Here is a 22,441-nt window from a genome sequence, read left to right on the forward strand (position 1 = left end):
GCACCTAGGCTGGTGGGGCAAACTTTTTCAATCAGAGGAGTATTTATGGCTGACGCAGTAAAGTTCTGGTTCGACGTATCCTGCCCCTTCGCGTGGGCCACCTCGCGTTGGATCAAGGAAGTAGAAAAGGTGCGCGATATTGAGGTCGAATTCGAGCCGATGTCTCTGTCCGTGCTCAATGACGGCCGCGATCTGGACTCCAACTACATGGACATGATGAAGGCTAACTGGGGCCCAGCCCGCGTCTTTGCCAAGGTCAAGGCCGAGCGCCCTGAGAAGGTAGACGAGCTCTACACCGCAATGGGCACCCTGATTCACGCCAAGGGCAACGGTATGCGCACCGGCTTTGGCGCCTATGATGACATCATCGCCCAAGCCCTAGCGGAGGTGGACCTCCCAGCAGAGTTCGCCGAGGTAGCCAATACCGAGGACTATGACGAGAAGCTGCGCGAGTACCACCACAACGGCATTTCCGCTGTGGGCGATGAGGTAGGCACCCCGGTTATCAAGCTGGGCGAGACCGCCTTCTTTGGCCCAGTTATTACCCGCATCCCTACCGGGGAAGAAGCAGGCGAGCTTTTCGACGCCTCCCTGCGCCTTGCCCAGTACCCCTACTTCTTCGAGCTCAAGCGCTCCCGCACCGAGATGCCCCAGGTGGAGGAGAACTAAGCGCTTTTCTCACGTCGGCGCAGCTGAATTGCGGCGCCGACACACAGCGCGATGGTCAGCGGGGTCAAGATGAATGCCGGCAGACCTGCGATATTGATAGAGGGAAGTTCCATGCCGGCCCGAAAGTCGTCCCACGCGACTAGCGCCCAGGATGCCCACGAGGCACCGGCAAGAAGCGCGATAATGCCGGCCGCAATTGCGCCCCCGTTGGACCTCGGTTTCCCGCGCACCTTTTGCGCAATCCACCACACTCCCAGGCCCAGGTGAGCCAAAGTGGCAAGAATGCTTGCGATAAGCGGGAGGAGGAAGCCGCCGCCGCCGGATACCATAACGCCCAGCATAATGAGGAAGGCTAGAAGGCTTCCGCCGTATAGTGCGAGGACTGGTTTGGTTATAGGCATGGCTTTCCTCCTTTATAGCGATAGTGGTTGCCCGCGAGCTTATCAGGAAAATGTAATACGAAACAGGGTGCGAGCTAAGTCTCCTCAAAGCGCGCCGGGCCGGTAGGATATGGGCCATGCGCGTATATCTAGGAGCAGACCACGCAGGTTTCGAAACCAAGAACCTGATCGTTGAACACCTCACCAAGCAGGGCCACGAAGTCATTGACTGCGGCGCCCATACCTACGATGCCGAGGATGATTACCCGGCCTTTTGCATCGAAGCGGCACAACGCACCGTCAATGACCCAGGTTCCCTGGGCATCGTGCTTGGCGGCTCCGGCAACGGCGAGCAGATTGCCGCGAATAAGGTCAAGGGTGCCCGCTGCGCACTGGCGTGGTCCGCAGAGACCGCCCGCCTTGCCCGCGAGCACAACAATGCCCAGCTCATCGGCATCGGTGGCCGCATGCACACCGAGGAGCAGGCACTGGAAATCGTGGACGCCTTCCTAGACCAAGAATGGTCCCGCGCGGAGCGCCACCAGCGCCGCATCGACATCTTGGCGGAATACGAGCGCACCGGCATCGCCCCGGAGTTGCCAGAGGCCTAAGCCACGCAAAACGCCGCGGACCAATGGTGGTTCCGCGGCGTTTCTGTGTGCGCACCGGCCGGGTCGGCCGAGACGGGCGCTAAGCCTTAGGCGTCATTCATGTCATTCGGGTGCGGACCGCCACGTCCCTCTTCGCCCTCATCCAAGGCGGTGATGGCAGCCATCTCGTCCTCGGTGAGCTCAAAGCCAAAGACGTCGAAATTCTCCGCGATGCGCGAGGGCGTGGCGGACTTAGGGAAGAGGATGACGCCATTTTGCAGGTGCCAGCGGATGACGACCTGCGCTGGGCTGACATCGTGCGCTGCAGCGGCGTCGGTGACCTCGGGGGCATCCAAAATATCGCTCTTACCCTGGCCCAAAGGCCCCATGCCTCAATAGCTACGGTGTGGGCGCGGAAGGCGTCCAGCTCGCGCCAGCGCTGCAGGTAAGGGTGAAGCTCGACCTGATTGACCGCCGGCTTAACGTCGGTCTTGAGCTCCAGCTGGTCCAGGTGCTCGAGCTCGAAGTTGGAGACGCCGATGGACTTTGCCTTGCCCTGCTTCTGCAACTCGATGAGCTGCTGCCAGGCTTCGACGTAGGTTCCCTTCGCCGGGGTCGGCCAATGGATGAGGTAGAGATCCACATACTCTAGGCCGAGCTTGTCCAAAGACTCATCAAGCGCTGCGGCGGCATCGGTCTGGCGGTCATTCCACAGCTTGGTGGTGACAAAAAGTTCCTCGCGCGGAATGCCGGACTTGGCAATTGCCCGGCCCACGCCTTCCTCGTTGCCATAGATAGCGGCGGTATCGATATGGCGATAGCCCACGCGCAGGGCCTCGGCTACCAGCTCTTCGGTCTTATCCGGATCCATTTGGAATACGCCAAAGCCCAGCTGCGGGATGGTATTGCCGTCATTCAGGGTGATGTTAGGTACGCTCATGCGCCCCAGACTACCTGCCTACTGCAGTGGGCCGAGCGTGATGAATTTATTCCACGTCTCCCACTCATCTTGCAGGCGGGCGCGCTCGTGGGGTGGGGTAGCGGTGCCGTCGATAAGCGCGGCGTCAATCATGCGCACGCCATTGTCAAAGAACAACGCGGCGTGCCCCGAGGCGCCATGGCGCAGTACCGGAACCAAGTTCAACCCATCGAAGGACAAGCGAGCATTGGGCCGCACATCCAGCCCGGCAATGGCGGCGAGGGTAGGAGCCAAGTCAATAGGGGAGACCAGCTCGTTATTCTCCCCGTTTTCCGCCACGCCCGGCCATAGCACCGACATCGGGGCATTTCCTCCCAGCAGGGAGCAGACGGCAATAACGCCTTCAACTTGGTCGAGTTCCTCCGGGCTGGGCTGTTCTAGCAGGCGAAAGACGTCTTCACCGGCAGGCTGCGTGTCTTCGCGGACCTCATAGCCCACCCCAGCAAAAACCTCGCTGATGCGCGTGGTGGCTTGGCGCTGCGGGTACTGGCCGGTCAGGGTGCCGCGGCGGGAGTCCGCGTACGTTTCCGAAGGCACCCACGTGTTATTAAAACGAACGCCGCGCAGTGCGGTCTCCGGCGCATGGTCAAAGGTCGCAAGAGTGATATCCATGGACTCAATTCTATGCTTGCCGACGCCCCCTTCGGCCAACTTTGCCCACACAAATCACCGCCGCAGCTTTAGTCGAGCTCTAGACCCTCGATGCCGTGCACCGTTACGGTCTCTGAGAGCGGCGCGCGGCCCGGAGCCGTGTTAAAGACTGGGCTAGATTCATCGGCCGTACCAAAGGTAATGGCGGTGACCAGTTTGTAGTCCTCGTCCACGCCGAGGAATTCACGTGCGGTTGGCGCAATCAGGGAAATCATGCCCTGCGGGATGCCGTGATAGCCGTGTGCCTCCAGGGAAAGCAGGAAGTTTTCGGTGTAGGTTCCCTGGTCGAAGGCGGCGCGGATGCGGTCGCCCATCGGCGGGATAAAAAGCAGTACCGCATGGGGCGCGCCAAAGAAGCGCAGGTTTTCGCGGATGAATTCCATGCGGCCTTCTTTATCTTCGCGCTTAATGCCAAGCAGCCCGTACATTTTGGCGGCCAGCTCCTGGGAGCGCTGGGGGTGGATGCCCTCACCATAATCTGTGGTGAAGTCCGGGCTAAGGCCGTTGGTATCGAATTCCTTAATCAGCGCAGCGCTGAGCTCCTTGAGCTTTTCCCCGCCCACTACGTGCACGTTCCACGGCTGGGTATTGGAGTTGGACGGTGCGGATTGAGCGTCCTCCAAGACCTGCTTGATGTCTTCAACCGGCATAGGCTCCGGCAGGAACGCGCGGGGAGAATGGCGGTTGCGGATGAATTCGGAATACTTATTGGATGAAGTCATGCGCGCCACCCTACACATCACCGCATGTGTCTGCCTTAAACCAAGCGTGGCCAGCGCGGGTGAGCGGGTCTGGGGTAGGTAAAACGAAAAAATCGCCCACCTGAACGATGGGCGAAAGTGGAGGGAATGACGGGAATCGAACCCGCGTCTTCAGCTTGGAAGGCTGAGGTATTAGCCACTATACGACATTCCCACAGAGCGCTATTGAACGCTGCGCCATACTTTAGCGCACGCGGGGGCAAAAATGAAAATAGGGAACTAGGGTGGCGCTTGAGCCGTTGTTAAAAGAGAAATGGCCCTATCTATAGAAAGCGATGATCGTAGTGGGAATTTTGCTCCTTGTGCTGGTAGTCGGCGGAGGCGCGTGGTTTATGTCTTCGCACAACTCCCAAAAACGCCGCGAGGAACGAGAAGCACAGCAATTGGCCGATGCACAAGCTGACGCTCGCCGGTGGATTGAACGCCTGGGCGGCCAGGTAATGCAGATTTCTGGCACAGACTCTGCCTCCCAGCAGGCAATGGCCGATGCGTCCGAGCGTTTCACGGCAGCTAACTCGGCGATTTCGCGCGCCGCCACCGCAAAGCAGGCAAACCTAGCGCGTGAGTCCGCTCTGGAAGGCATGCACTATGTGAATGCCGCGCGCGAGATTATGGGCATGAACCCGGGACCAGAGTTGCCACCGCTCGAGGGGCAGCGCGCCGCCGGCAAGGTGACAGAAAAGCGCACGGTGGAAGCGAATGGCCAGCAGATCACTGCCTCGCCGTATGCCTCCGCGGATACCCCGAACTACTACCCAGGCGGAACCGTTGCAGGGCGCCCAGTTCCGGCGGGTTGGTACTCGCGTCCGTGGTGGGCGGATGCGTTGCAGACCGGCGTGTGGATGGTTGGCTACTCCATGATGTTTAATGCCCTGTTCTCCGGCATGTCCGGCATTGGTTATTCCGCAGCTGCCGCAGAAAGCGGCGACTGGGGTGGCGGTGATGGCATGGGCGATGCTGGCGACATGGGTGGTGACGCTGGCGATGCTGGTGACGCCGGTGACATGGGCGGCGGCGATGACGGCGGCGGCCTGTTTGATGGCCTTGGCGATGGCGACGGCGGCGGATTCTTTGACGGAATGTTTGATTTCGATTTCTAGCCGCTAGACTGTCAAAAGTGGCCTCTGTGCTGCGTTGATTCCATTAAGTGGGGGTCCGTTTAGGAGATTTAAAACGGACACGGTACACTGTCTCAGGTATGCAACGCAGCCAAGGCAACTTGGTGGCCTACATACGGGGCGTGGCGCAGTTTGGTAGCGCACCTGCTTTGGGAGCAGGGGGTCGCAGGTTCAAATCCTGTCGCCCCGACGTATGGGGGTCTGGAAATGCCCTAATAAGGATTTCCGGACCCCCTTTAAGTTTATGTACGTAAAACAATGAAGCCAGGGAGATTCACTCGTGAAGACCACCGTAGACAAGCTGAGCGATACCCGCGTTAAGCTCACCGTCAACGTTCCGTTTGCGGAGCTGGACCAGGAAATCGATCAAGCTTACGCGGCAATCGCGCAGCAGGTTTCTATTCCAGGTTTCCGTAAGGGCAAGGCACCGCGCCAGCTTATTGACGCTCGCTTCGGCCGCGGCCCCATCCTGGAGCAGGTTGTCAACGACATGCTGCCTTCCCGCTACGAGCAGGCAGTCAAGGAAAACGATCTGAAGGTCATCGGCCAGCCGGACGTTGACATTTCCAAGATCGAGGACAAGGACTTCGTGGAGTTCACCGCCGAGGTTGATATCCGCCCTGAGTTCGAGATTCCGGACTTCTCCAAGATCTCCGTTACCGTCCCGGCCCTGAAGGCTGACGAAGAGGACGTCGACAAGGCTCTGGAGGAGCTGGCAGAGCGCTTCGGTGAGCTCAAAGACACCAAGCGCAAGATGAAGACCGGCGACTACGCCATCATCGACATCACCGCTGAGATCGACGGCGAGAAGATTGAAGACGCTTCCACCGAGGGTCTTTCCTACCGCATCGGTGACGATGACCTCATCAAGGGTCTGGATACCGCCCTGCGCGGCATGAAGACCGGTGAGGATAACGAGTTCACCTCCACCATCCAGTCCGGCGAGCACAAGGACGAAGAGGCCACCATCAAGGTCCACGTTCAGCAGTCCAAGGAGCGCAAGCTGCCGGCTATGGACGATGAGTTCGCTCAGATGGCTTCTGAGTTCGACACCATGGACGAGCTGCGTGAGTCCACCAAGACCCAGGTGGAGGAGACCAAGAAGGCTGAGCAGGCTGCACAGATCCGCGATGAGGTTCTGAAGTCCGCACTGTCCGAGGTTGAATTCGAGCTGCCGCAGTCCGTAGTGGACGAGCAGGCTCACTCCCAGCTGCACCAGATCCTGGGCCAGCTGGCTCACGATGAGAAGGCACTGGCTCAGCTGCTTGAGGCACAGGGCACCTCCCGCGAAGAGTTTGATAAGCAGACTCGCGAGCAGGCAGAAGAGTCCGTCCGCACCCAGCTGTTCCTTGACGCTGTAGCAGAGAAGGAAGAGCCGGAAGTTTCCCAGCAGGAGCTGACCGACCACATCCTGTTCACCGCTCAGTCCTACGGCATGGACCCGAACCAGTTCATCCAGCAGCTGCAGTCCAACGGCCAGATCGCTAACCTCTTCTCTGACGTGCGCCGTGGCAAGGCACTGGCTGCCGCTATCTGCCGCACCACCGTCAAGGATGAAGAGGGCAACGACGTAGACGTTGACCAGTACTTCGGTGAAATCGAAGAAGAGGACGCTGCAGAAGCTTCCGAGGAGAAGTAATCTCCCGCTTGTAACGCGCTGCTGCCACATGTGTGGTGGCGAGCGCGCATGAAACCCCGGATTCAGGTAACTCAAGGATGAGCCTGAATCCGGGGTTTGTGTCATTGTGAACGCCCTCTAGGAGTCTTTGAGTACTTCGAAGAGGGCGTGATGTGTGTTGGCTGGGGATACCGCTAGCCGTTCTTGGCTCTAAAGGCCTCGTCGGTCAACTGCAGGAAGCGCATAACGTAATCCTTGACAAAGTCTGCGGTACGTTGATTGAGATGTCCGGACTCTTCGAAAAGGGTGGGGGATTGGCCCAGAAATACTTCGGGCTGACCAGGGAGCGGCATGTCGAAGTAGGACAGAGCGAGGCGAAGGTTCTTCTGTGAACTGTAGCCGCCCATGCGGCCTACAGAGTGGCTAATGATACCTGCGGGAAGGTTCTTCCACGCCACATCTGAGTTGGGTTTAGAGCCGATGTCCACTGCGTTTTTGAGGCAGGCAGGGATAGTGCGGTTGTTCTCTGGCGTAATGAAGAGGATCCCGCTCGAGTTCTTGATGGTCTCGCGAAAGGTGGTGTACTCAGCCGGAGTGGGCTTGTCCGTGACGGCGGGGTCATCGTAGTCGAAGTCATAGAGCGGCAAGTCACGGATTTCCACGATGTTTGCCTCGTAGCCTTCAGGGATCATCGTGAGCACCTCGTGTGCAATCTTGCGTGCAAATGACTCTCGGCGCAGGCTGCCGACGATAACGCTGATACGTGGGGTGGTCATGGTAAACCTTCTTTCTTAGTTGGGTGTAGGGAGACGTGGTCAAGGGAGAAAAGGCTTGCAGCCAAAGGCCGGTGGTGGGCCGGCAGCGTGGGCGGCGGTGAGGAAGCCATCTACTTTGTCTCCTTCTTCATGGCGGAAGTACAGATCGATGAGTCCTAGAAGCCCCCCGAGGACGGCCTCTCGTGCGGCGGATGTATTCAACAGCCGCATGGCTGCGGGTTGGTTTCCTTCGCGGATGGCTTCAAACAGCGCGATGGTCTCAAGCCAGCTTCCTTGGTCCGGTCGCGGAAAAGGTTTAGAAATCCCAGTCATCATCACTCGTTTCTTCAGCAGTACCAATGACATAGGAGGAACCAGATCCGGAGAAGAAGTCATGGTTCTCATCTGCTCCGGGGGCTAGGGCCGCGAGGATTTCTGGGTTCACTTCCGTTTCTTCGGGCGGGAAATAATCCGGGTAGCCCAAATTCATGAGTGCCTTATTGGCGTTATAGCGAACGAACACGGCTACATCATCCATGAGTCCCAAAGGCTCATATAGCTCGCCGGAATAGTCCAGCTCTAGTGCATAAAGCTCTTCGAGCAAAGAAATGGTGAAATCATGCATCTCCTTCTGCCGTAGCGGGGTCGTGGATTCCAGACCGCGCTGATATTTGTAACCCGAGTAGTAGCCGTGCACTGCCTTGTCACGCAGAATGAGGCGGATCATGTCTGCCGTATTTGTCAGGGTGGCGTGGACAGAAAAGTGCAAGGGAAGATAGAAACCCGCGTAGAGAAGCAGCGAGGAAAGCAACGTCGATGACACCTTGCGTTTGAGTGGATCCGGCCCAAAATAGTGCGCGAGAACTTTCTTGGCGCGTGCCTGGAGAAGGTCGTTATTCACCGCCCAGCGGTATGCTTCATCAATTTCCTTTGTACTGCTCAGGGTAGAAAACACTGAAGAGTATGAACGGGCATGGACTGACTGCATGAACGCGATGTTGGTATACACGGCCTCCTCGTGTTCGGTGCGGGCATCTTGAATCTGACAGATTTCACCCACGGTGGCCTGGACAGTATCCAGGGTGGTGAGTCCCGTGAACACCCGCATGGTGAGGTTGCGTTCCTCGGGTGTCATCTTCTGCCACGCCGGGAGATCATTAGAAAGCGGGACCTTCTCTGGCAACCAAAAGTTGGTGGTTAGACGGTTCCACACTTCAAGATCCTTGTCATCGCTCACCCGGTTCCAATTGATGGCGCGGATGCGGGCTGAAGGATCATGCCGGTAGCTCGGCGGAGTAACTGAAATGCTGGTTAGTTCAGCACTATTCGATGTTGACGACATAGCTTCTTTCTTTCTGAGTGAATGGTTGTGGACAAGGGGGAGGACCGTGCTCCTACAGAGCACAGGAGACGCAGCCTTCGACCTCGGTTCCTTGGAGCGCGGATTGGCGTAAACGGATGTAGTAGAGGGTCTTGATTCCGGCTTTCCAGGCATAGATTTGTGCCTTGTTGATGTCCCGCGTGGTGGTATCAGCGGTAAAGAACAAGGTCAGGGAAAGCCCTTGGTCCACGTGTTGGGTGGCCATGGCGTAGGTGTCGATGATTTTTTCGTATCCCACGGCGTAGGAGTCATCGAAATACTCCAGGTTGTCGTTGGTCATTTCCGGCGCGGGGTAGTACACGCGCCCCAAGCGGCCTTCCTTGCGTATTTCAATTTTGGAGGCAATTGGGTGGATGGACGCGGTGGAGTCATTGATGTAGGAAATTGATCCAGTGGGTGGAACTGCCTGCAAGTAGGCGTTGTAGATGCCGTCTTGCATCACTTGATTCTTGAGCCGTAGCCAATCCTCGCGTTGAGGGATCTGCACGCCTGCTTCGTGGAAGAGCTGTTTTACGTGTTCAGTGGCTGGCGCCCAGTCTTGGTCGACGTATTTGTCAAAGTAGGCGCCAGTGGCATAGGTGGATTCTTCGAAGCCTGTGAATCGTTGACCTTTTTCAACCGCGAGTGCATGGGATGCGCGGAGCGCATGGTAGGTCACCGTGAGGAAATAGATATTTGTAAAGTCCAGTGCCTCGGCGCAGCCATAAGGAATACGCTGTGAAGCAAGGAAGCCGTGGAGATTCATTTGGCCCAGACCAATGGCATGCATGGAAGCATTTCCGTGAGCGATGGAGGGAACAGCTTCGATATTCGTCAGGTCTGAAACCTTCGTGAGGGCACGCACTGCGGTTTCGACGGTCTCCCCGAAGTCCGGCGATTCAAAAGCCTTCGCAATGTTGAGCGAACCTAGATTGCAGGAAATATCCTGGCCAACAGTGGTGTAGTCACCCGAAGCTCCGTAGGTCGATGGCGTGTTGACCTGGAGGATTTCGCTACACAGGTTGGACATATTGATATGTCCTTTGAGGGGATTAGCGCGGTTGACCGTATCCTCAAAGAGGATGTAGGGGTATCCGGATTCAAACTGAAGCTCAGCCAGCGTGGTGAAAAACTCGCGGGCCTTAATGGTCGTGTGAGAGATTCGCGGATTGGCAACCAGCTCGTCGTAGTACTCGGTGATGGACATGTCAGACATGGCTACGCCGTACTCGCGAGCGATGTCATACGGGCTAAAAAGATGCATATCCTTGTTCTCTTTGGCCAGACGGAAGGTTATATCTGGAATAACAACCCCCAGCGAAAGAGTCTTGATGCGGACTTTCTCATCGGCATTTTCCCGCTTGGTATCCAGGAAGCGAAGAATATCTGGATGGTGCGCATGCAGGTAGACGGCTCCAGCGCCCTGCCGGGAGCCCAATTGGTTGGCATAGCTGAAGCTATCTTCGAGAATCTTCATGACTGGGACTACGCCGGAAGCCTGGTTCTCAATCTTTTTGATCGGGGCTCCGGATTCGCGCAGATTGCTCAGCAACAGGGCCACTCCACCACCGCGCTTTGATAGTTGCAGTGCAGAGTTCACGCAGCGGCCAATGCTCTCCAAATTGTCTTCGATTCGCAGGAGGAAGCAGGAGACCAGTTCGCCGCGCTGGGCTTTGCCTGCGTTGAGAAAAGTAGGGGTGGCGGGCTGGAAGCGTCCGGTCATGATGTCATCCACCAGCTTTTCTGCGAGCTCTTCGTCGCCCTGTGCAAGGTATAAAGCTGTGGTGGCGACGCGTTCTTCGTAGCCTTCTAGGAATCGGGAGCCATCAAAGGTTTTCAGTGCATATGAAGTGAAGAACTTAAATGCGCCGAGGAAGGTGCGGAACTGATGCTTAACTCGATGTGCTCTGTCGTACATGGCGCACAGAAAGGCGTCATCATAAAGCTCAAGGAAATCCCGCTCGTAGTACTCGTTATCAACCAACCATTCCAAGCGCTGCTTGGTGGAATCGAACTGATGCATGCGGGGAGCGACATGGTGTGTGACATAGTCTTGTGCTGCCTGAATGTCCTTGTCAAACTGGATTTTTCCAGAAGCGTCGAACAAGTTCAGCTGCGCGTTGAGTGCGTGGTAGCTCTTGCGCTTGCCGACACCGCCGGCATTGTCTGCTGAAGCGGTGCGGGGCGTAGCGCCAATAGTCTGTGTGGGGGTGGCATCAAGAGGCCACATTGTGTTTTCCAATCTGTGTGATGCGGATGTGTTCTTCATCTTGTGGGGGATTAATGGGGTGTCATCGTTAGCTGCTTTTGCTGCTCCCAAAACTTCTGAAGGCCCTGCTTTACGGCGGCGATGTCCTTCTGGGTGCCGAGAAGCTCGAAGTGATACAGCTCCGGTACGTGGCACTTGGCGGAAATGATGCGTCCGGCGACGCAGTAAGCACTTCCGAAGTTGGTATTCCCTGAGGTAATAACGCCCCGGATAAAGGAGCGGTTGATTGGGTCATTGAGGAAGTCGATGACCTGTTTGGGGACTGCGCGTTTGAGCGAGCCGCCGCCGTAGGTGGGAACGATGAGTACGTACGGGTGTGAAACCTGGATCATCCCGGTTTTCTTGGGGCGCAGTGGAATGCGCACCGCGGGTCTATCTAAGCGTTCGACGAATCTTTTCGTGTTCTCTGAAACGCTGGAAAAGTACACCAAATCTGGTGAGTCTGACATGGCAATCCTGCTCATCCTGGCCTTAGCCATAAGTGGGGTAGGTGATATTCGAAAAGACTAACTACGTAATGCCGTAGTTGCAACTACGGTCTAACGTAGTTTTGAAAAGGGCAGGTGAGAGCAGGATTAATGCAAAGGGGAATGTCTAAAGGTTGTGGTGTGCTACAAACACTGCGTCGGTAGCTGGGCGTCCAAGTACTACCCACTGAGTGCCGCCGGCCACCTGTATTTCGAGAGAATCTGAAAAGGGCGCTCCCTCGCGCGTGCTAAGAACAGCCCCAGTGACAATGCCGCGCTCTTCAAGGAACTTCAGCAGTTGTGGGTCGGAATCAGAAATGCGTTCCACGGTCACCTGCGATTGTGCACCGCTGTCGGTGAGGCGATGCGCACTGGGGATGGTGATCTGTCCATCAACCGTAGGGATAGGATCGCCGTGCGGATCCCTAGTGGGGTAATCAAGGAACTTATCCACACGTTCTATGAGCATGTCAGACACCGCGTGTTCGAGATTTTCGGCTTCATTATGGACTTCGTCCCAGGTGTAGCCCAATGCTTGAACCAAAAAAGACTCAAGCAATCGGTGACGGCGCACCATGACCAATGCGTACTGCCTGCCAAGTTCGGTTAACTCCACAGAGCCATAGGGCGTGTGTGACACGAGCCCTTGCTTCGCCATTTTGCGCACTGCATCGGAAACCGAGGAGAGCTTGAGTCCCAGCTGTTTCGCTATAAGCGTGGCGGTAACGGGCTCGGATGACCATTCCTTTAGCCCCCAGATAGCTTTCAAATAGTTCTGGGTACTGGTGGACAGCTCGGAAACAGACATGAGTAAATGTTAACCCAGCTTCCGTGTGCGCCTTTGGCGCTGTGGCCCAACGCTCATAGCGAACAGGGGCCAAGTTTGAGAGGAATGCCGGTAAGGTGGGGCCAGTTAAAGCATTCTTCACTTGAAGGAGAACCACTAATGTCTGAGAAGATTTCAATGAACTCGTCGTCTACGGGTATGAATCTGAGCGATAGCGTGTACGAGCGCCTGTTGCGCGAGCGCATTATCTTCCTGGGAACCCAGGTCGATGATGAGATTGCGAACAAGCTGTGCGCCCAGATCCTCCTGCTGTCCGCCGAGGACCCCACTCGCGACATTTCGCTCTACATCAACTCCCCGGGTGGCTCTGTCACTGCGGGCATGGCTATTTATGACACCATGAAGTACTCGCCGTGCGATATTGCCACGTACGGCATGGGCCTGGCTGCCTCCATGGGTCAGTTCCTGCTTTCCGGCGGCACCAAGGGCAAGCGCTACGCTCTGCCGCACGCGCGCATTATGATGCACCAGCCTTCCGCTGGTGTCGGTGGTACCGCTGCGGATATCGCGATCCAGGCTGAGCAGTTTGCTCAGACTAAGCGCGAGATGGCCGAGCTCATTGCAGAGCACACCGGCCAGACCTTTGAGCAGATCACCAAGGACTCCGACCGTGACCGTTGGATGACCGCCCAACAGGCCAAGGACTACGGCATTGTTGACCACGTCATTGAGTCCGTTAACGGCCCGCTGAGCAACTAGGGAATAAGGAGAAAATCACTATGAATCAGTCCCAGATGCCAAGTTCCCGCTACGTTCTGCCGTCCTTCATTGAGCAGTCCGCACAGGGCACTAAGGAAACCAACCCATACTCCAAGCTTTTTGAAGAGCGCATCATCTTCCTGGGGACCCAGGTGGATGATACTTCCGCCAATGACATCATGGCGCAGTTGCTAGTCCTGGAAAGCCAAGACCCGGACCGTGACATCACCATGTACATCAACTCGCCGGGTGGTTCCTTTACCGCGCTGATGGCTATTTATGACACCATGCGCTACGTGCGTCCTGACGTTCAGACCGTGTGCTTGGGCCAGGCTGCTTCCGCAGCAGCAGTGCTCCTAGCTGCGGGGGCACCGGGCAAGCGCGCAGCGCTGCCAAACTCCCGCGTGCTTATCCACCAGCCGGCGACCCAGGGTACCCAAGGCCAGGTTTCTGACTTGGAGATCCAGGCCGCCGAGATTGAGCGCATGCGTAAGCTGATGGAAACCACCCTGTCTGAGCACACTGGTCGTACCGCTGAGCAGATCCGCATTGACACTGACCGCGATAAGATTCTGACCGCTCAGGAGGCCGTCGAATACGGCATCATCGATACGGTCTTTGATTACCGCAAGCTCAATGCATAATTTGGAATAACGCTTTCCACGTGGCCCCTGCCATTCAACCGGCACTCCGGTTGCATGGCAGGGGTTTTCTGCTTTTAAAGCAGAGAAGGGGTGTCCTGTTGGCTCGCGCTGCACCCGAAGGGGGGGTATCTCTCTTCATACAATTTCTGCAGGTCGTTAGGTTAATTTCTATCGTGCGACACTAAACCTATAATGGTCGATTTGTGATTTAGACCTCTAAGTGGTCATATATTTTTATGGAGAAACACACATCTGACGCGGCGGCCCAGGCTGCTGCGCCCACACCGCAGAGCGGCGAACGTACATTCTTTGGCCACCCATGGGGCTTGGCCAACCTCTTTGGCGTGGAAATGTGGGAGCGATTTAGCTTCTACGGTATGCAGGCACTTGTCTTGCTGTACATGTATTACGCCACTACCGATGGCGGTCTTGGTCTAGACCGCGCGGACGCGACGTCCATCGTGGGTGCCTATGGCGGCTTGGTGTACATGGCTTGCTTGTTGGCTTCCCTTGTTGCCGACCGAGTCTTGGGTGCAGAGCGCACTTTGTTTTATTCGGCCGTTCTGGTCATGGCTGGTCACCTCGCCTTGGCATTTATCCCCGCGGTAACTGGTTTGGCCATTGGTCTTGTCCTCATTGCGGTTGGTTCCGGTGGCGTTAAGACCACTGCGCAGGTTGTGCTTGGCTCCATGTACTCCCGCGATGACCCGCGCCGCGATGGTGGTTTCTCCATCTTCTATATGGGCGTTAATATCGGCGCGCTTGTTGGTCCGCTGCTCACCACCGCGCTGTGGGGCTGGCAGGGTTTCCATTGGGGTTTCGGTATTGCAGCAATTGGCATGGCGCTCGGCCTGATCCAGTATTCGCTCATGCGCAAGACCACCATTAAGGATGCGGGGCACGAGGTTCCAAACCCGGCTAGCCGGAAGCAATTGCTCATGGGTGTGGTGGTAGTTGCAGCCATCATCGTGGTTATGGTGGTGGCATTGGCTACCGGCGCTATTCAGGTTGATTGGCTGTCCAATATTGTCACCGCGGTTGCTCTGGTTGCAGCAATCTATCTGTGGGCACAGATGTATACCTCGAAGTTGGTGACCCGCGAGGAAAAGAACCGCCTGTTGGGCTTTATTCCGATGTTTATTTCCGGTGTTTTGTTCTTCGGAATCTTCCAGCAGCAGTTTACGGTGATGACGATTTATTCGGATGTGCGCCTGGACCGCCACATGTTTGGCTGGGAAATCCCGCCATCACTGGTGCAGTCCATTAACCCGATCTTTATTGTTATTTTCTCCGCTGTCTTCGCAACGATGTGGACGAAGCTAGGGGATAGGCAGTGGTCCACCCCAGTAAAGTTCGGCGTAGCCAATATCGTCATCGGCATCTCCTTGTTCTTCTTCCTTCCTTTCTCGGGTGCGGAAGCGAACTCCACCCCGATGTTTGTCATCGTTTTCATCCTCTTCCTTTTCACCATGGCGGAGCTCCTTCTTTCGCCGGTGGGCAATGCGCTTGCCACCAAGGTGGCGCCGGTGGCATTCCCGTCCCGCATGATGGCGGTGTGGATGATGGCGGTGGCTATGGGTACCTCGCTGGCCGGCTCCTTGGCTAGCTTCTATAACCCGGATGATGCAGGCGCGGAGAATACCTTCTTCATCTCCCTTGGTGTTGTATCCATCGTGTTGGGTGCCATCCTGCTTGTTCTAAGCCGCTGGGTGGTAAAGAAGTTCTCTACCTTCCGCTAGGCGCTGTAAAGCACCCTTAAATGGGAGGTATGTCGGCGTGATGTTGGCATACCTCCCTAAGTGGTTTTATCACTCGGGTTAAGCGGGGGCAGGTGGGGGTATTTAATTGGCATTAGCTGGGGAATTTTTATCCCTTCGGAATCCTCTTGGGCTCGATTCTGAGCCCCAGCAGGTTAACAAAAGGTTAACCAAAGGAAATATTAAAGAAAAGCAATTGTCTGCGGATAGGCGCAGGGGTAATCTGCATTTCGTCCGCGACGCGTGAAAGCGTCGTAGGTGCGTACCGTGTTCATCTGTTTTCTTTCCAAGGGGCCAACGCTGTGACAGCGACTCTGATTATCCTCGGCATTGTGGTGGTAACCGCCCTTGCCTTTGACTTTACGAACGGATTTCATGACACTGCCAACGCGATGGCTACGTCCATTGCCACCGGTGCTTTGAAGCCTTTTACTGCGGTGGCAATCTCCGCAGTCCTCAACCTTGTCGGTGCTTTCCTTTCGGTCAACGTTGCTGCGACCGTGGCAAAGGGCATCGTTAACCTTGATTCCTACGACCTGTCTGGCGCCGCCGCTGACACCGATGGCCAGGCGCTTTTGATGGTCGTCTTCACCGGCCTTATCGGCGGCATCATCTGGAACCTGTTCACCTGGTTGCTGGGTATGCCGTCCAGTTCCTCCCACGCCTTGTTCGGTGGCCTCATCGGTGCCGCCTTCGCTGCGATGGGCTCGACTGGTGTGGAGTGGTCTTCCATTGCCGGCAAGATCATTATCCCAGCCGTTGCCTCGCCTATTATCGCGGCGCTGGTTTCGGCGTGTGCCACGTTCCTTATCTACTGGGTAACCAACACCATCCCGAATAAGGCGAAGAACGAGCACTTCCGCCACGGTCAGATCGTCACCGCCTGCCTGGTGTCCCTGGCGCACGGCGCTGGCGATGCGCAGAAGACCATGGGCGTTATTTTCCTGGCACTGGTTGCCTCTGGGCATGCGGTTGCCGACGCCCGCATTCCTACCTGGGTTATCGTTTCCTGTGCTGTGGCTATCGCGGCCGGCACCATGTCCGGCGGCTGGCGCGTTATCCGCACCCTGGGCAAGGGTCTGGTGGAGATTGAGTCCCCACAGGGCATGGCCGCTGAAGCTACCTCTGCAGCCATCATCCTTACCTCTGCTACCGGTGGTATGGCACTGTCCACCACCCACGTGTCCACCGGTTCCATTTTGGGCACCGGCCTGGGCCGTCGCGGTGCTGAGGTTCGCTGGGGTGTGGCCATGCGCATGGTGTCCGCATGGCTCATCACCTTGCCGTGCGCTGCGTTCGTGGGCTTTGCTACCTGGTGGTTGGCACACGGCGTCTCCTCCTTTACCAACGTAGCAACCGGCGCCATCGTGGACTTCGTCTTGCTGCTGGCAATGGCCGCACTCATCGTGGTTCGCTCCCACATGAACCCGGTGGATGCTTCCAACGTCAACAATGATTGGGACCCGAACTCCGAGTCCGTGGATTCCTCCATGGGGGCAGGTTCCGACAGCAAGGAGCCGGTTGCTGCCGGCGCCGCACCAGTGTCCGCAACCAAGGCGGAGGATGTCTCCGCGCCGTCTACTGCTCAAGAGGAGCGCTAAACCATGACTGCTGCAGAAATCTTCCAGTCCCTCATTCACGTTGCAGGCTTGGCGCTGGTTTTCGGCGCTGGCATTCCGCTCCTGTTCTCTCTGGGCATGCGGTGCATGACCGGTGACCCAATTCGTGACGACAACGGCGTTGTCGTGGGCGATACTCCGGCAAGTACGCAGATGAAGGTACTGGGCTGGACCGTTTATGCGGTGTTGGCCGTAGTCATTCTCGTGGCCATCATGTGGATTGCTCGCGATACGCTGGACCACTACTTCGGCTTTACGCCGTTCGGTGACCTATAAAGAATCCTCTTGCCCGAGGGCAAACCTTCCGTGTGATGCGCGGCACACTTTTCCAAAGTTAACAAAAGGTTAACTTTAAGCGACCTAGGGGTTGCTTAGTGGAAGTGTGCCGCGTATATTCTTCTCTATCAAACAGAGAGAAAGCCACATGGAGGTGTGAGAAATGAACAAGATGCGTACTTTGATGGACGGCATCGCTGATGCGTTCAAGGGCTCCACCACTGGAACCGGCCTGGACACCGTTTCAGAAGCTCCGGTTCGCGCTTTGGTGGCAGAAACCCTGCTTGACGCTGATAAGACCCCTGCTACTACCAAGGACGTAGCAGAGGCACTAGAAACCGTCACCGGTCATGCTCCGGATGAACACGAGATGCTCGATGCAGAACTTTTCCTGCTCGACTTCGATTGGCTGCAGTAAGCAGCAACTGAATGAAATCCCCACGAGGCCCCTTGCCGCACACTGTGTAGCAGGGGGCTTTGTGCTGCGTGGGGCACACGGGGGCGTCGGCAATCGCGGCTAATCGCGCGGCGGCAGGATGGCCTCAGGGGTTTCGGGCAGGAGCTGGCCGCCATCGATAATAAGGGTTTGGCCGGTGATATAGCCTGCCTCTTCCGAAGCCAGGAAGGCCGCTGCGTTGCCAATATCGCGTGGGGTGCCCAGGCGGTGCAGCGGTACCGAGCGCGTCATTTGATCGAGGTACTCCTGGCCTTGGGCCTCGAGGCCCTCGGTGAGGATATTGCCTGGGAGGACGCCGTTGATGGTGATGCCATCGCGGGCCACTTCGAGCGCGGCCGAACGCATAAAGCCTTGTTGCGCGGCCTTGGAAGCGCCGTAGTGGGCCCAACCGGGAAAGCCCGTGTGCGAGCCGGTGATAGATGTGGTGATGACGATGCGCCCATAGCGGCGTTGCTTGAGGTAGGGGAGCGCCTCCTGGACCACCTTGAAGGTGCCGTGGGTGTTGATGGCAAACATCGCCTCCCACTTATCATCGGTCATCTCTGCCAGCGGACAGTTGGGAAAGACGCCAGCATTGGAGCACACAATGTCGAAGCCGCCGTGCTCGGCAGTGACCTGGCGGTACATGTCCTTAACCGAAGTGCGGTCGGTGACGTCCACGCGAATGGCGCTGGCACCCAACTCCTTAGCGGTAGCGGTGGAGTGGTCTAGGTCGATATCGGCGATGACAACGGTGGCGCCGGCCTCTCGCAGTGCGGCGACAATGCCGCGGCCAATGCCGGAGGCGCCGCCGGTGACAACGGCTACCCGGCCTGTGAGATCGAACATGATGCTCCTGTTCCTAAAAGGGGTGGGATGAGGGTGATTTCACCTTCTAGTTTAGGCCGCAAGAGCAGGAAAGGCCTGGGAAATTCGCCACGCGGGAGGGAATGAATGAAGGGCCTGTCGGGTTGATTTACTAAGGTAGAAACAGATGAAGATGAAGCCGCTCGGAAGGGTAGAATCGTCCTTCCAACTGTGGATAGCGGTACGAAAAGCGAGTGTGAAAGAACTTAATGGCACGTATGCAAGAAAGCGCTGACCTGCTCAAGTGTTCCTTTTGTGGCAAGAGTCAGAAGCAGGTGAAAAAGCTCATCGCCGGCGGCGGTGTCTACATCTGCGATGAGTGCATCGAGCTATGCAATGAGATCATCGAAGAGGAACTGGGCCAAGAGCAGGCGCAAGAATCCTCCGATGCGGAGGTGCGCCTGCCTCGACCCTCGCAGATTTCCGCCTTCCTAGACAAGTATGTCATTGGCCAAGACAAGGCCAAGCGTGTGCTGTCTGTGGCGGTCTATAACCACTACAAGCGCATCAAGGCCGAAGAGTCGGCTGCGTTGGAGGCCCGCCGCAAGAAGGCCGAGGGCGATGAAGTAGAAATCTCTAAGTCCAATATCTTGATGTTGGGCCCCACCGGTTCCGGTAAGACCTACCTGGCGCAGACCTTGGCCCGGCTTCTCGATGTCCCCTTTGCCATCGCCGATGCCACCAGCCTCACCGAGGCCGGCTATGTGGGTGAAGATGTGGAAAATATCCTCCTGAAGCTGCTGCAGGCCGCGGACTTTGACGTGGAGCGTGCCCAGCGCGGCATCATCTACGTTGATGAGGTGGACAAGATTTCCCGCAAGTCCGAGAACCCGTCCATTACCCGCGATGTCTCCGGTGAGGGCGTGCAGCAGGCGCTGCTGAAGATCCTAGAAGGCACCGTGGCGGCCATCCCGCCGCAAGGCGGCCGCAAGCACCCGAATCAGGAGTTTATCCAGCTGGATACCTCCAATATTTTGTTCATCGTCGCCGGCGCTTTCGCTGGTCTGGACCAGGTCATTGCGGATCGCGTGGGCAAGAAGGGCGTGGGCTTTGGCGCCAACCTGGATACCAAGGACGAGCGCGAAAAGGTTGACCTCTTCTCCCAGGTGCGCCCCGAGGACCTAGTGAAGTTCGGTCTTATCCCCGAGTTCATCGGCCGCCTGCCGGTCGTGGCCACGGTGGATAACCTGGACCGTGAATCCCTGGTCAAGGTGCTCACCGAGCCCAAGAACTCCCTGGTTAAGCAGTACAGCCGCCTCTTTGAGATGGATGACTGCGAATTGGACATCGAGCCAGCGGCATTGGATGCCATCGCGGAGCTCGCCTTGGAACGCAAGACGGGTGCGCGTGGCCTGCGCGCCATCATGGAAGAGCTTTTGGTCCCAGTCATGTACGACCTGCCAGACCGCGAGGATATTGCCACGGTACACATCACGCGGGAGTGCGTGACCGAGGGCGCGGAGCCGCAGTTTAGCTACAAGGACGAGGCCAAGGAATCTGCCTAGGCCTTAGCTGCCACAGCGCCTACTGGCGGGCTGTGGCAGGGTGGGGCGTGGGCCGGAGGGCCCGCGCTATTACTCCTCGCTGTAGATATCCTGCGGGGAGGCCTCGTCGCCTTCTTCGGTATCGAACGAGGACGAGGTGAGGTAGGACTCGTGGCCTGAGTCCGGAATATTGGCGGTCAAAAACGCCAGCACAGCATCGACGGTGAGCCTATGCATGCCGTCGATATTTTCTTGGGTATTGAAGTTCACGCCCAGCATGTTTTCCACCATCACCTGATTGGTCACGCGGTAGACCGTCAACGAGGAAATCAGGGTGAAGATGTCATTGGCGGAAATGCCCGGGCGGAAGGCGCCGGCGTCTTGGCCCAAGAGCAGCAAGCGGTCAAGGTGGAGGGCTACCCCGGCGACGTCGGCAATAGCCTGCTGTGCTGGGTCCACAATCTGCTGGTTAGTTTCCCATACCAGCATGCGAATGGCCTCCGGGTTGGCTACGCGCTCGCGGAAGAGCCAATCCACCAACTTGCGCACGCCTTCGACCGGAACTGCGGTATCGATTTCCAGGGCATCCTCAGGCGGATTGAGGCGCTGCGCGGCGGTGCTCAGCGCACGCAGGTACAAGCCCTTCTTATCGCCAAAGTGGTAGTGAATCATGCGCTTGGACATGCCGGATTCTTGGGCGATGGTCTCTAGCTTGGTTTCAGTAAAGCCAAAACGGGAGAACTGCTTGATCGCAACGTCCACCACGGAGTCAATGCTGACGGATTCCGCGTGGGCAGCGTGAGGAGAATCCGCCTGGTCTGCAGCCTGCAGTGGGTCAGTATTCTCAGTGCTCATTGCGTAAGTCCTTAATCCTTGCGGCGCGGCGGTGGCGCGGTGAACTGATGTCTCATAGTGCGGGAGTTGGCAATCCCTATGCATTCTGGGTGTGCAGCGTGGGGGAGTGTCCCGCATTTCCTTTTCCTATCATGCCCGATTAATCACCCCGTGCGGGAGTATCTGGCCCATTGGGGGCGCTAATTTTGAGGTAAATGGGGGTAATTTAACGCAAGGACCCTAGATTTTCCCTCCAAAAGAGGGGGCCAGATTCACAGCGCGAATGCTGGCGGTGGGGCTAAGCTCGGTGATGGATTACATTCCGTGGCGGTGCGAGCAATCTGGCTCGCGTGTGCCGCCCATGTCACAGCCATTATTGAGGAGGCTTTACACCATGACCCAGCCCGTCAAGATCACTGTCACCGGCGCCGCCGGCAACATCGCGTATTCGCTGCTGTGGCGCATCGCTGCTGGAGATGTGTACGGCAAGGACACCCCGGTGGACCTGGCGCTGTTGGAAATTCCCGCTGCGGTGGAAAAGGCCCAAGGCGTAGCCATGGAGCTCAACGACTCCGCCCTGCCGTTGGTTAACTCCATTACGGTTACTGATGATCTCAAGGAAGCCTTTGAGAACACCTCCGCCGCCTTTCTTGTAGGCGCTCGCCCCCGCAGCAAGGGCATGGAGCGCGCCGACCTGCTGGAGGCCAATGGCGCCATCTTCACCAAGCAGGGCAAGGCCATCAATGACTACGCCGCGCGCGGTGTTCGCGTGCTCGTGGTGGGCAACCCGGCTAATACCAATGCCCTCATCGCTGCGAATAATGCGCCGGATTTGGATAACTCCCAGTTCAACGCTTTGATGCGCTTGGACCACAACCGCACCCTGAGCCAGCTAGCACTGAAGACGGGCAAGTCCACCACCGATTTCACCAAGGTGGCGGTCTGGGGCAACCACTCCGCCAGCCAGTTCCCGGATATCACCTACTCCAACGCGGAGGTGGATCAGGACTGGTACCGCGAGGAAATGATCCCCAAGGTGGCCAAGCGCGGTGCGGAGATTATTGAGGTTCGCGGCAGCTCCTCGGCCGCTTCGGCGGCGTCGGCAGCCGTGGACCACATGCATGACTGGATCCATGGCACCGAGGACTGGCGCACCGCGGCGGTGCCATCGGACGGATCCTACGGCGTCGACGAGGGCCTTATCTGCGGATTCCCCACGGTGAGCCGCAATGGCCAGTGGGAGATCGTGCAGGGACTGGAGCTCACTGAATTCCAAAAGGAGCGCATCGAGGCCTCTGTGGCCGAGCTGCGCGAGGAGCGCAAGGCCGTGGCGGACCTGCTCTAAAACCCGTTCGGTGCGC

Annotated in this window: 23 protein-coding genes, 2 tRNA genes and 1 pseudogene; 13 read left to right on the top strand and 13 right to left on the bottom strand. The window is 57.4% G+C overall.

The window, feature by feature from the left end; translation table 11 throughout:
* Positions 1–45 precede the first annotated feature (45 nt).
* Positions 46–669 carry a disulfide bond formation protein DsbA gene (locus ACKFRY_RS05260; RefSeq protein WP_179386891.1) on the top strand — a complete coding sequence of 208 codons (624 nt, stop codon included), beginning with the start codon at positions 46–48 and terminating at the stop codon, positions 667–669.
* Here the strand turns inward: ACKFRY_RS05260 and ACKFRY_RS05265 are convergent.
* Complete coding sequence (locus ACKFRY_RS05265; protein WP_408923339.1) at positions 666–1,070, bottom strand: MFS transporter; 405 nt, start codon at positions 1,068–1,070, stop codon at positions 666–668. The genes ACKFRY_RS05260 and ACKFRY_RS05265 overlap by 4 nt on opposite strands.
* Before the next feature lie 116 nt (positions 1,071–1,186).
* Here ACKFRY_RS05265 and ACKFRY_RS05270 point away from each other — a divergent pair, with 116 nt between their 5' ends.
* Complete coding sequence (locus tag ACKFRY_RS05270) at positions 1,187–1,660, top strand: ribose-5-phosphate isomerase (RefSeq protein ID WP_284788850.1); 474 nt, start codon at positions 1,187–1,189, stop codon at positions 1,658–1,660.
* Positions 1,661–1,746: 86 nt separating this feature from the next.
* Here ACKFRY_RS05270 and ACKFRY_RS05275 read toward each other — a convergent pair.
* The 4 genes and pseudogenes from ACKFRY_RS05275 to ACKFRY_RS05290 all read right to left on the bottom strand — a co-directional run bounded on the left by ACKFRY_RS05275 (position 1,747) and on the right by ACKFRY_RS05290 (position 4,184).
* Positions 1,747–2,579 (bottom strand): annotated as a pseudogene (locus tag ACKFRY_RS05275) (aldo/keto reductase).
* 18 nt (positions 2,580–2,597) lie between these two features.
* Positions 2,598–3,230: a hypothetical protein gene (locus ACKFRY_RS05280; RefSeq protein ID WP_150851828.1), complete on the bottom strand. Its 633-nt coding sequence runs from the start codon at positions 3,228–3,230 to the stop codon at positions 2,598–2,600.
* Between the two features lie 68 nt (positions 3,231–3,298).
* Entirely contained in the window at positions 3,299–3,991 is a 693-nt protein-coding gene (locus ACKFRY_RS05285) for a nitroreductase (protein WP_250409298.1), read from the bottom strand.
* A 118-nt stretch (positions 3,992–4,109) separates the two neighbouring features.
* Positions 4,110–4,184: transfer RNA gene (locus ACKFRY_RS05290), tRNA-Gly, on the bottom strand.
* Between the two features lie 121 nt (positions 4,185–4,305).
* Here ACKFRY_RS05290 and ACKFRY_RS05295 point away from each other — a divergent pair.
* The 3 genes from ACKFRY_RS05295 (at position 4,306) to tig (ending at position 6,787) form a co-directional block, all read left to right on the top strand.
* Positions 4,306–5,130 (top strand): DUF1542 domain-containing protein, encoded by an 825-nt coding sequence (locus tag ACKFRY_RS05295; protein ID WP_408923340.1) that lies wholly within the window; start codon positions 4,306–4,308, stop codon positions 5,128–5,130.
* A gap of 134 nt (positions 5,131–5,264) precedes the next feature.
* Positions 5,265–5,338 (top strand) — tRNA-Pro (locus ACKFRY_RS05300).
* Positions 5,339–5,428: 90 nt separating this feature from the next.
* Positions 5,429–6,787 (top strand): trigger factor, encoded by a 1,359-nt coding sequence (tig, locus tag ACKFRY_RS05305; protein ID WP_005324044.1) that lies wholly within the window; start codon positions 5,429–5,431, stop codon positions 6,785–6,787.
* Positions 6,788–6,960: 173 nt separating this feature from the next.
* Here tig and ACKFRY_RS05310 read toward each other — a convergent pair whose 3' ends face one another.
* The 6 genes from ACKFRY_RS05310 to ACKFRY_RS05335 form a co-directional block, all read right to left on the bottom strand.
* Positions 6,961–7,542, bottom strand: coding sequence for an NADPH-dependent FMN reductase (locus ACKFRY_RS05310; RefSeq protein WP_005324045.1), 582 nt, complete (start codon positions 7,540–7,542; stop codon positions 6,961–6,963).
* A 39-nt stretch (positions 7,543–7,581) separates the two neighbouring features.
* A complete protein-coding gene (locus tag ACKFRY_RS05315) occupies positions 7,582–7,887 on the bottom strand; it encodes a hypothetical protein (protein ID WP_150850435.1) in 306 nt (101 codons plus the stop codon).
* Complete coding sequence (gene nrdF / locus ACKFRY_RS05320; protein ID WP_005324047.1) at positions 7,838–8,863, bottom strand: class 1b ribonucleoside-diphosphate reductase subunit beta; 1,026 nt, start codon at positions 8,861–8,863, stop codon at positions 7,838–7,840. Before nrdF ends, ACKFRY_RS05315 begins: the two co-directional genes overlap by 50 nt.
* A 52-nt stretch (positions 8,864–8,915) precedes the next feature.
* Positions 8,916–11,111, bottom strand: coding sequence for a class 1b ribonucleoside-diphosphate reductase subunit alpha (gene nrdE / locus ACKFRY_RS05325; protein WP_200435299.1), 2,196 nt, complete (start codon positions 11,109–11,111; stop codon positions 8,916–8,918).
* A 50-nt stretch (positions 11,112–11,161) separates the two neighbouring features.
* On the bottom strand, positions 11,162–11,629 hold the full coding sequence (gene nrdI / locus ACKFRY_RS05330; RefSeq protein WP_005324049.1) for a class Ib ribonucleoside-diphosphate reductase assembly flavoprotein NrdI: 468 nt from the start codon (positions 11,627–11,629) through the stop codon (positions 11,162–11,164).
* Between the two features lie 115 nt (positions 11,630–11,744).
* Positions 11,745–12,425: a metal-dependent transcriptional regulator gene (locus ACKFRY_RS05335; RefSeq protein WP_005324050.1), complete on the bottom strand. Its 681-nt coding sequence runs from the start codon at positions 12,423–12,425 to the stop codon at positions 11,745–11,747.
* Positions 12,426–12,563: 138 nt separating this feature from the next.
* Between ACKFRY_RS05335 and ACKFRY_RS05340 the strand changes: the two genes are divergently transcribed.
* From ACKFRY_RS05340 to ACKFRY_RS05365, 6 genes are all read left to right on the top strand, one after another.
* The gene (locus ACKFRY_RS05340; protein ID WP_005324051.1) at positions 12,564–13,163 is read left to right on the top strand and encodes an ATP-dependent Clp protease proteolytic subunit; all 600 of its coding nucleotides are present in this window, start codon (positions 12,564–12,566) and stop codon (positions 13,161–13,163) included.
* Between the two features lie 20 nt (positions 13,164–13,183).
* Positions 13,184–13,807, top strand: coding sequence for an ATP-dependent Clp protease proteolytic subunit (locus ACKFRY_RS05345; protein ID WP_005324052.1), 624 nt, complete (start codon positions 13,184–13,186; stop codon positions 13,805–13,807).
* Between the two features lie 236 nt (positions 13,808–14,043).
* Entirely contained in the window at positions 14,044–15,546 is a 1,503-nt protein-coding gene (locus tag ACKFRY_RS05350) for a peptide MFS transporter (protein WP_200435300.1), read from the top strand.
* Positions 15,547–15,866: 320 nt separating this feature from the next.
* Complete coding sequence (locus ACKFRY_RS05355; protein ID WP_408921938.1) at positions 15,867–17,165, top strand: anion permease; 1,299 nt, start codon at positions 15,867–15,869, stop codon at positions 17,163–17,165.
* Between the two features lie 3 nt (positions 17,166–17,168).
* Positions 17,169–17,459, top strand: coding sequence for a hypothetical protein (locus tag ACKFRY_RS05360; protein WP_005324056.1), 291 nt, complete (start codon positions 17,169–17,171; stop codon positions 17,457–17,459).
* Positions 17,460–17,622: 163 nt separating this feature from the next.
* Positions 17,623–17,877, top strand: a complete 255-nt coding sequence (locus tag ACKFRY_RS05365; RefSeq protein ID WP_005324057.1) for a hypothetical protein — start codon at positions 17,623–17,625, stop codon at positions 17,875–17,877.
* A gap of 99 nt (positions 17,878–17,976) precedes the next feature.
* On the opposite strand, the gene fabG is transcribed toward ACKFRY_RS05365, so the two are convergent.
* A complete protein-coding gene (fabG, locus tag ACKFRY_RS05370; RefSeq protein WP_302258549.1) occupies positions 17,977–18,744 on the bottom strand; it encodes a 3-oxoacyl-ACP reductase FabG in 768 nt (255 codons plus the stop codon).
* A gap of 227 nt (positions 18,745–18,971) precedes the next feature.
* Here fabG and clpX point away from each other — a divergent pair, with 227 nt between their 5' ends.
* Positions 18,972–20,267 (top strand): ATP-dependent Clp protease ATP-binding subunit ClpX, encoded by a 1,296-nt coding sequence (clpX, locus tag ACKFRY_RS05375; RefSeq protein WP_005324061.1) that lies wholly within the window; start codon positions 18,972–18,974, stop codon positions 20,265–20,267.
* 69 nt (positions 20,268–20,336) lie between these two features.
* On the opposite strand, the gene ACKFRY_RS05380 is transcribed toward clpX, so the two are convergent.
* The gene (locus tag ACKFRY_RS05380; RefSeq protein ID WP_250409303.1) at positions 20,337–21,101 is read right to left on the bottom strand and encodes a TetR/AcrR family transcriptional regulator; all 765 of its coding nucleotides are present in this window, start codon (positions 21,099–21,101) and stop codon (positions 20,337–20,339) included.
* A gap of 373 nt (positions 21,102–21,474) precedes the next feature.
* Here ACKFRY_RS05380 and ACKFRY_RS05385 point away from each other — a divergent pair, with 373 nt between their 5' ends.
* The gene (locus ACKFRY_RS05385; protein ID WP_150851039.1) at positions 21,475–22,425 is read left to right on the top strand and encodes a malate dehydrogenase; all 951 of its coding nucleotides are present in this window, start codon (positions 21,475–21,477) and stop codon (positions 22,423–22,425) included.
* The last annotated feature ends 16 nt before the right edge of the window (positions 22,426–22,441 follow it).

The sequence above is a fragment of the Corynebacterium tuberculostearicum genome (assembly GCF_046097255.1).
GTDB lineage: Bacteria > Actinomycetota > Actinomycetes > Mycobacteriales > Mycobacteriaceae > Corynebacterium > Corynebacterium tuberculostearicum_J.

Coding starts and splice junctions, on each gene's coding strand:
- ACKFRY_RS05260 (WP_179386891.1), top strand. CDS start 46: ATGGCTGACGCAGTAAAGTTCTGGTTCGACGTATCCTGCCCCTTCGCG.
- ACKFRY_RS05265 (WP_408923339.1), bottom strand. CDS start 1,070: ATGCCTATAACCAAACCAGTCCTCGCACTATACGGCGGAAGCCTTCTA.
- ACKFRY_RS05270 (WP_284788850.1), top strand. CDS start 1,187: ATGCGCGTATATCTAGGAGCAGACCACGCAGGTTTCGAAACCAAGAAC.
- ACKFRY_RS05280 (WP_150851828.1), bottom strand. CDS start 3,230: ATGGATATCACTCTTGCGACCTTTGACCATGCGCCGGAGACCGCACTG.
- ACKFRY_RS05285 (WP_250409298.1), bottom strand. CDS start 3,991: ATGACTTCATCCAATAAGTATTCCGAATTCATCCGCAACCGCCATTCT.
- ACKFRY_RS05295 (WP_408923340.1), top strand. CDS start 4,306: ATGATCGTAGTGGGAATTTTGCTCCTTGTGCTGGTAGTCGGCGGAGGC.
- ACKFRY_RS05310 (WP_005324045.1), bottom strand. CDS start 7,542: ATGACCACCCCACGTATCAGCGTTATCGTCGGCAGCCTGCGCCGAGAG.
- ACKFRY_RS05315 (WP_150850435.1), bottom strand. CDS start 7,887: ATGTCATTGGTACTGCTGAAGAAACGAGTGATGATGACTGGGATTTCT.
- nrdF (WP_005324047.1), bottom strand. CDS start 8,863: ATGTCGTCAACATCGAATAGTGCTGAACTAACCAGCATTTCAGTTACT.
- nrdE (WP_200435299.1), bottom strand. CDS start 11,111: ATGTGGCCTCTTGATGCCACCCCCACACAGACTATTGGCGCTACGCCC.
- nrdI (WP_005324049.1), bottom strand. CDS start 11,629: ATGGCTAAGGCCAGGATGAGCAGGATTGCCATGTCAGACTCACCAGAT.
- ACKFRY_RS05335 (WP_005324050.1), bottom strand. CDS start 12,425: ATGTCTGTTTCCGAGCTGTCCACCAGTACCCAGAACTATTTGAAAGCT.
- ACKFRY_RS05340 (WP_005324051.1), top strand. CDS start 12,564: ATGTCTGAGAAGATTTCAATGAACTCGTCGTCTACGGGTATGAATCTG.
- ACKFRY_RS05345 (WP_005324052.1), top strand. CDS start 13,184: ATGAATCAGTCCCAGATGCCAAGTTCCCGCTACGTTCTGCCGTCCTTC.
- ACKFRY_RS05350 (WP_200435300.1), top strand. CDS start 14,044: ATGGAGAAACACACATCTGACGCGGCGGCCCAGGCTGCTGCGCCCACA.
- ACKFRY_RS05360 (WP_005324056.1), top strand. CDS start 17,169: ATGACTGCTGCAGAAATCTTCCAGTCCCTCATTCACGTTGCAGGCTTG.
- ACKFRY_RS05365 (WP_005324057.1), top strand. CDS start 17,623: ATGAACAAGATGCGTACTTTGATGGACGGCATCGCTGATGCGTTCAAG.
- fabG (WP_302258549.1), bottom strand. CDS start 18,744: ATGTTCGATCTCACAGGCCGGGTAGCCGTTGTCACCGGCGGCGCCTCC.
- clpX (WP_005324061.1), top strand. CDS start 18,972: ATGGCACGTATGCAAGAAAGCGCTGACCTGCTCAAGTGTTCCTTTTGT.
- ACKFRY_RS05380 (WP_250409303.1), bottom strand. CDS start 21,101: ATGAGCACTGAGAATACTGACCCACTGCAGGCTGCAGACCAGGCGGAT.
- ACKFRY_RS05385 (WP_150851039.1), top strand. CDS start 21,475: ATGACCCAGCCCGTCAAGATCACTGTCACCGGCGCCGCCGGCAACATC.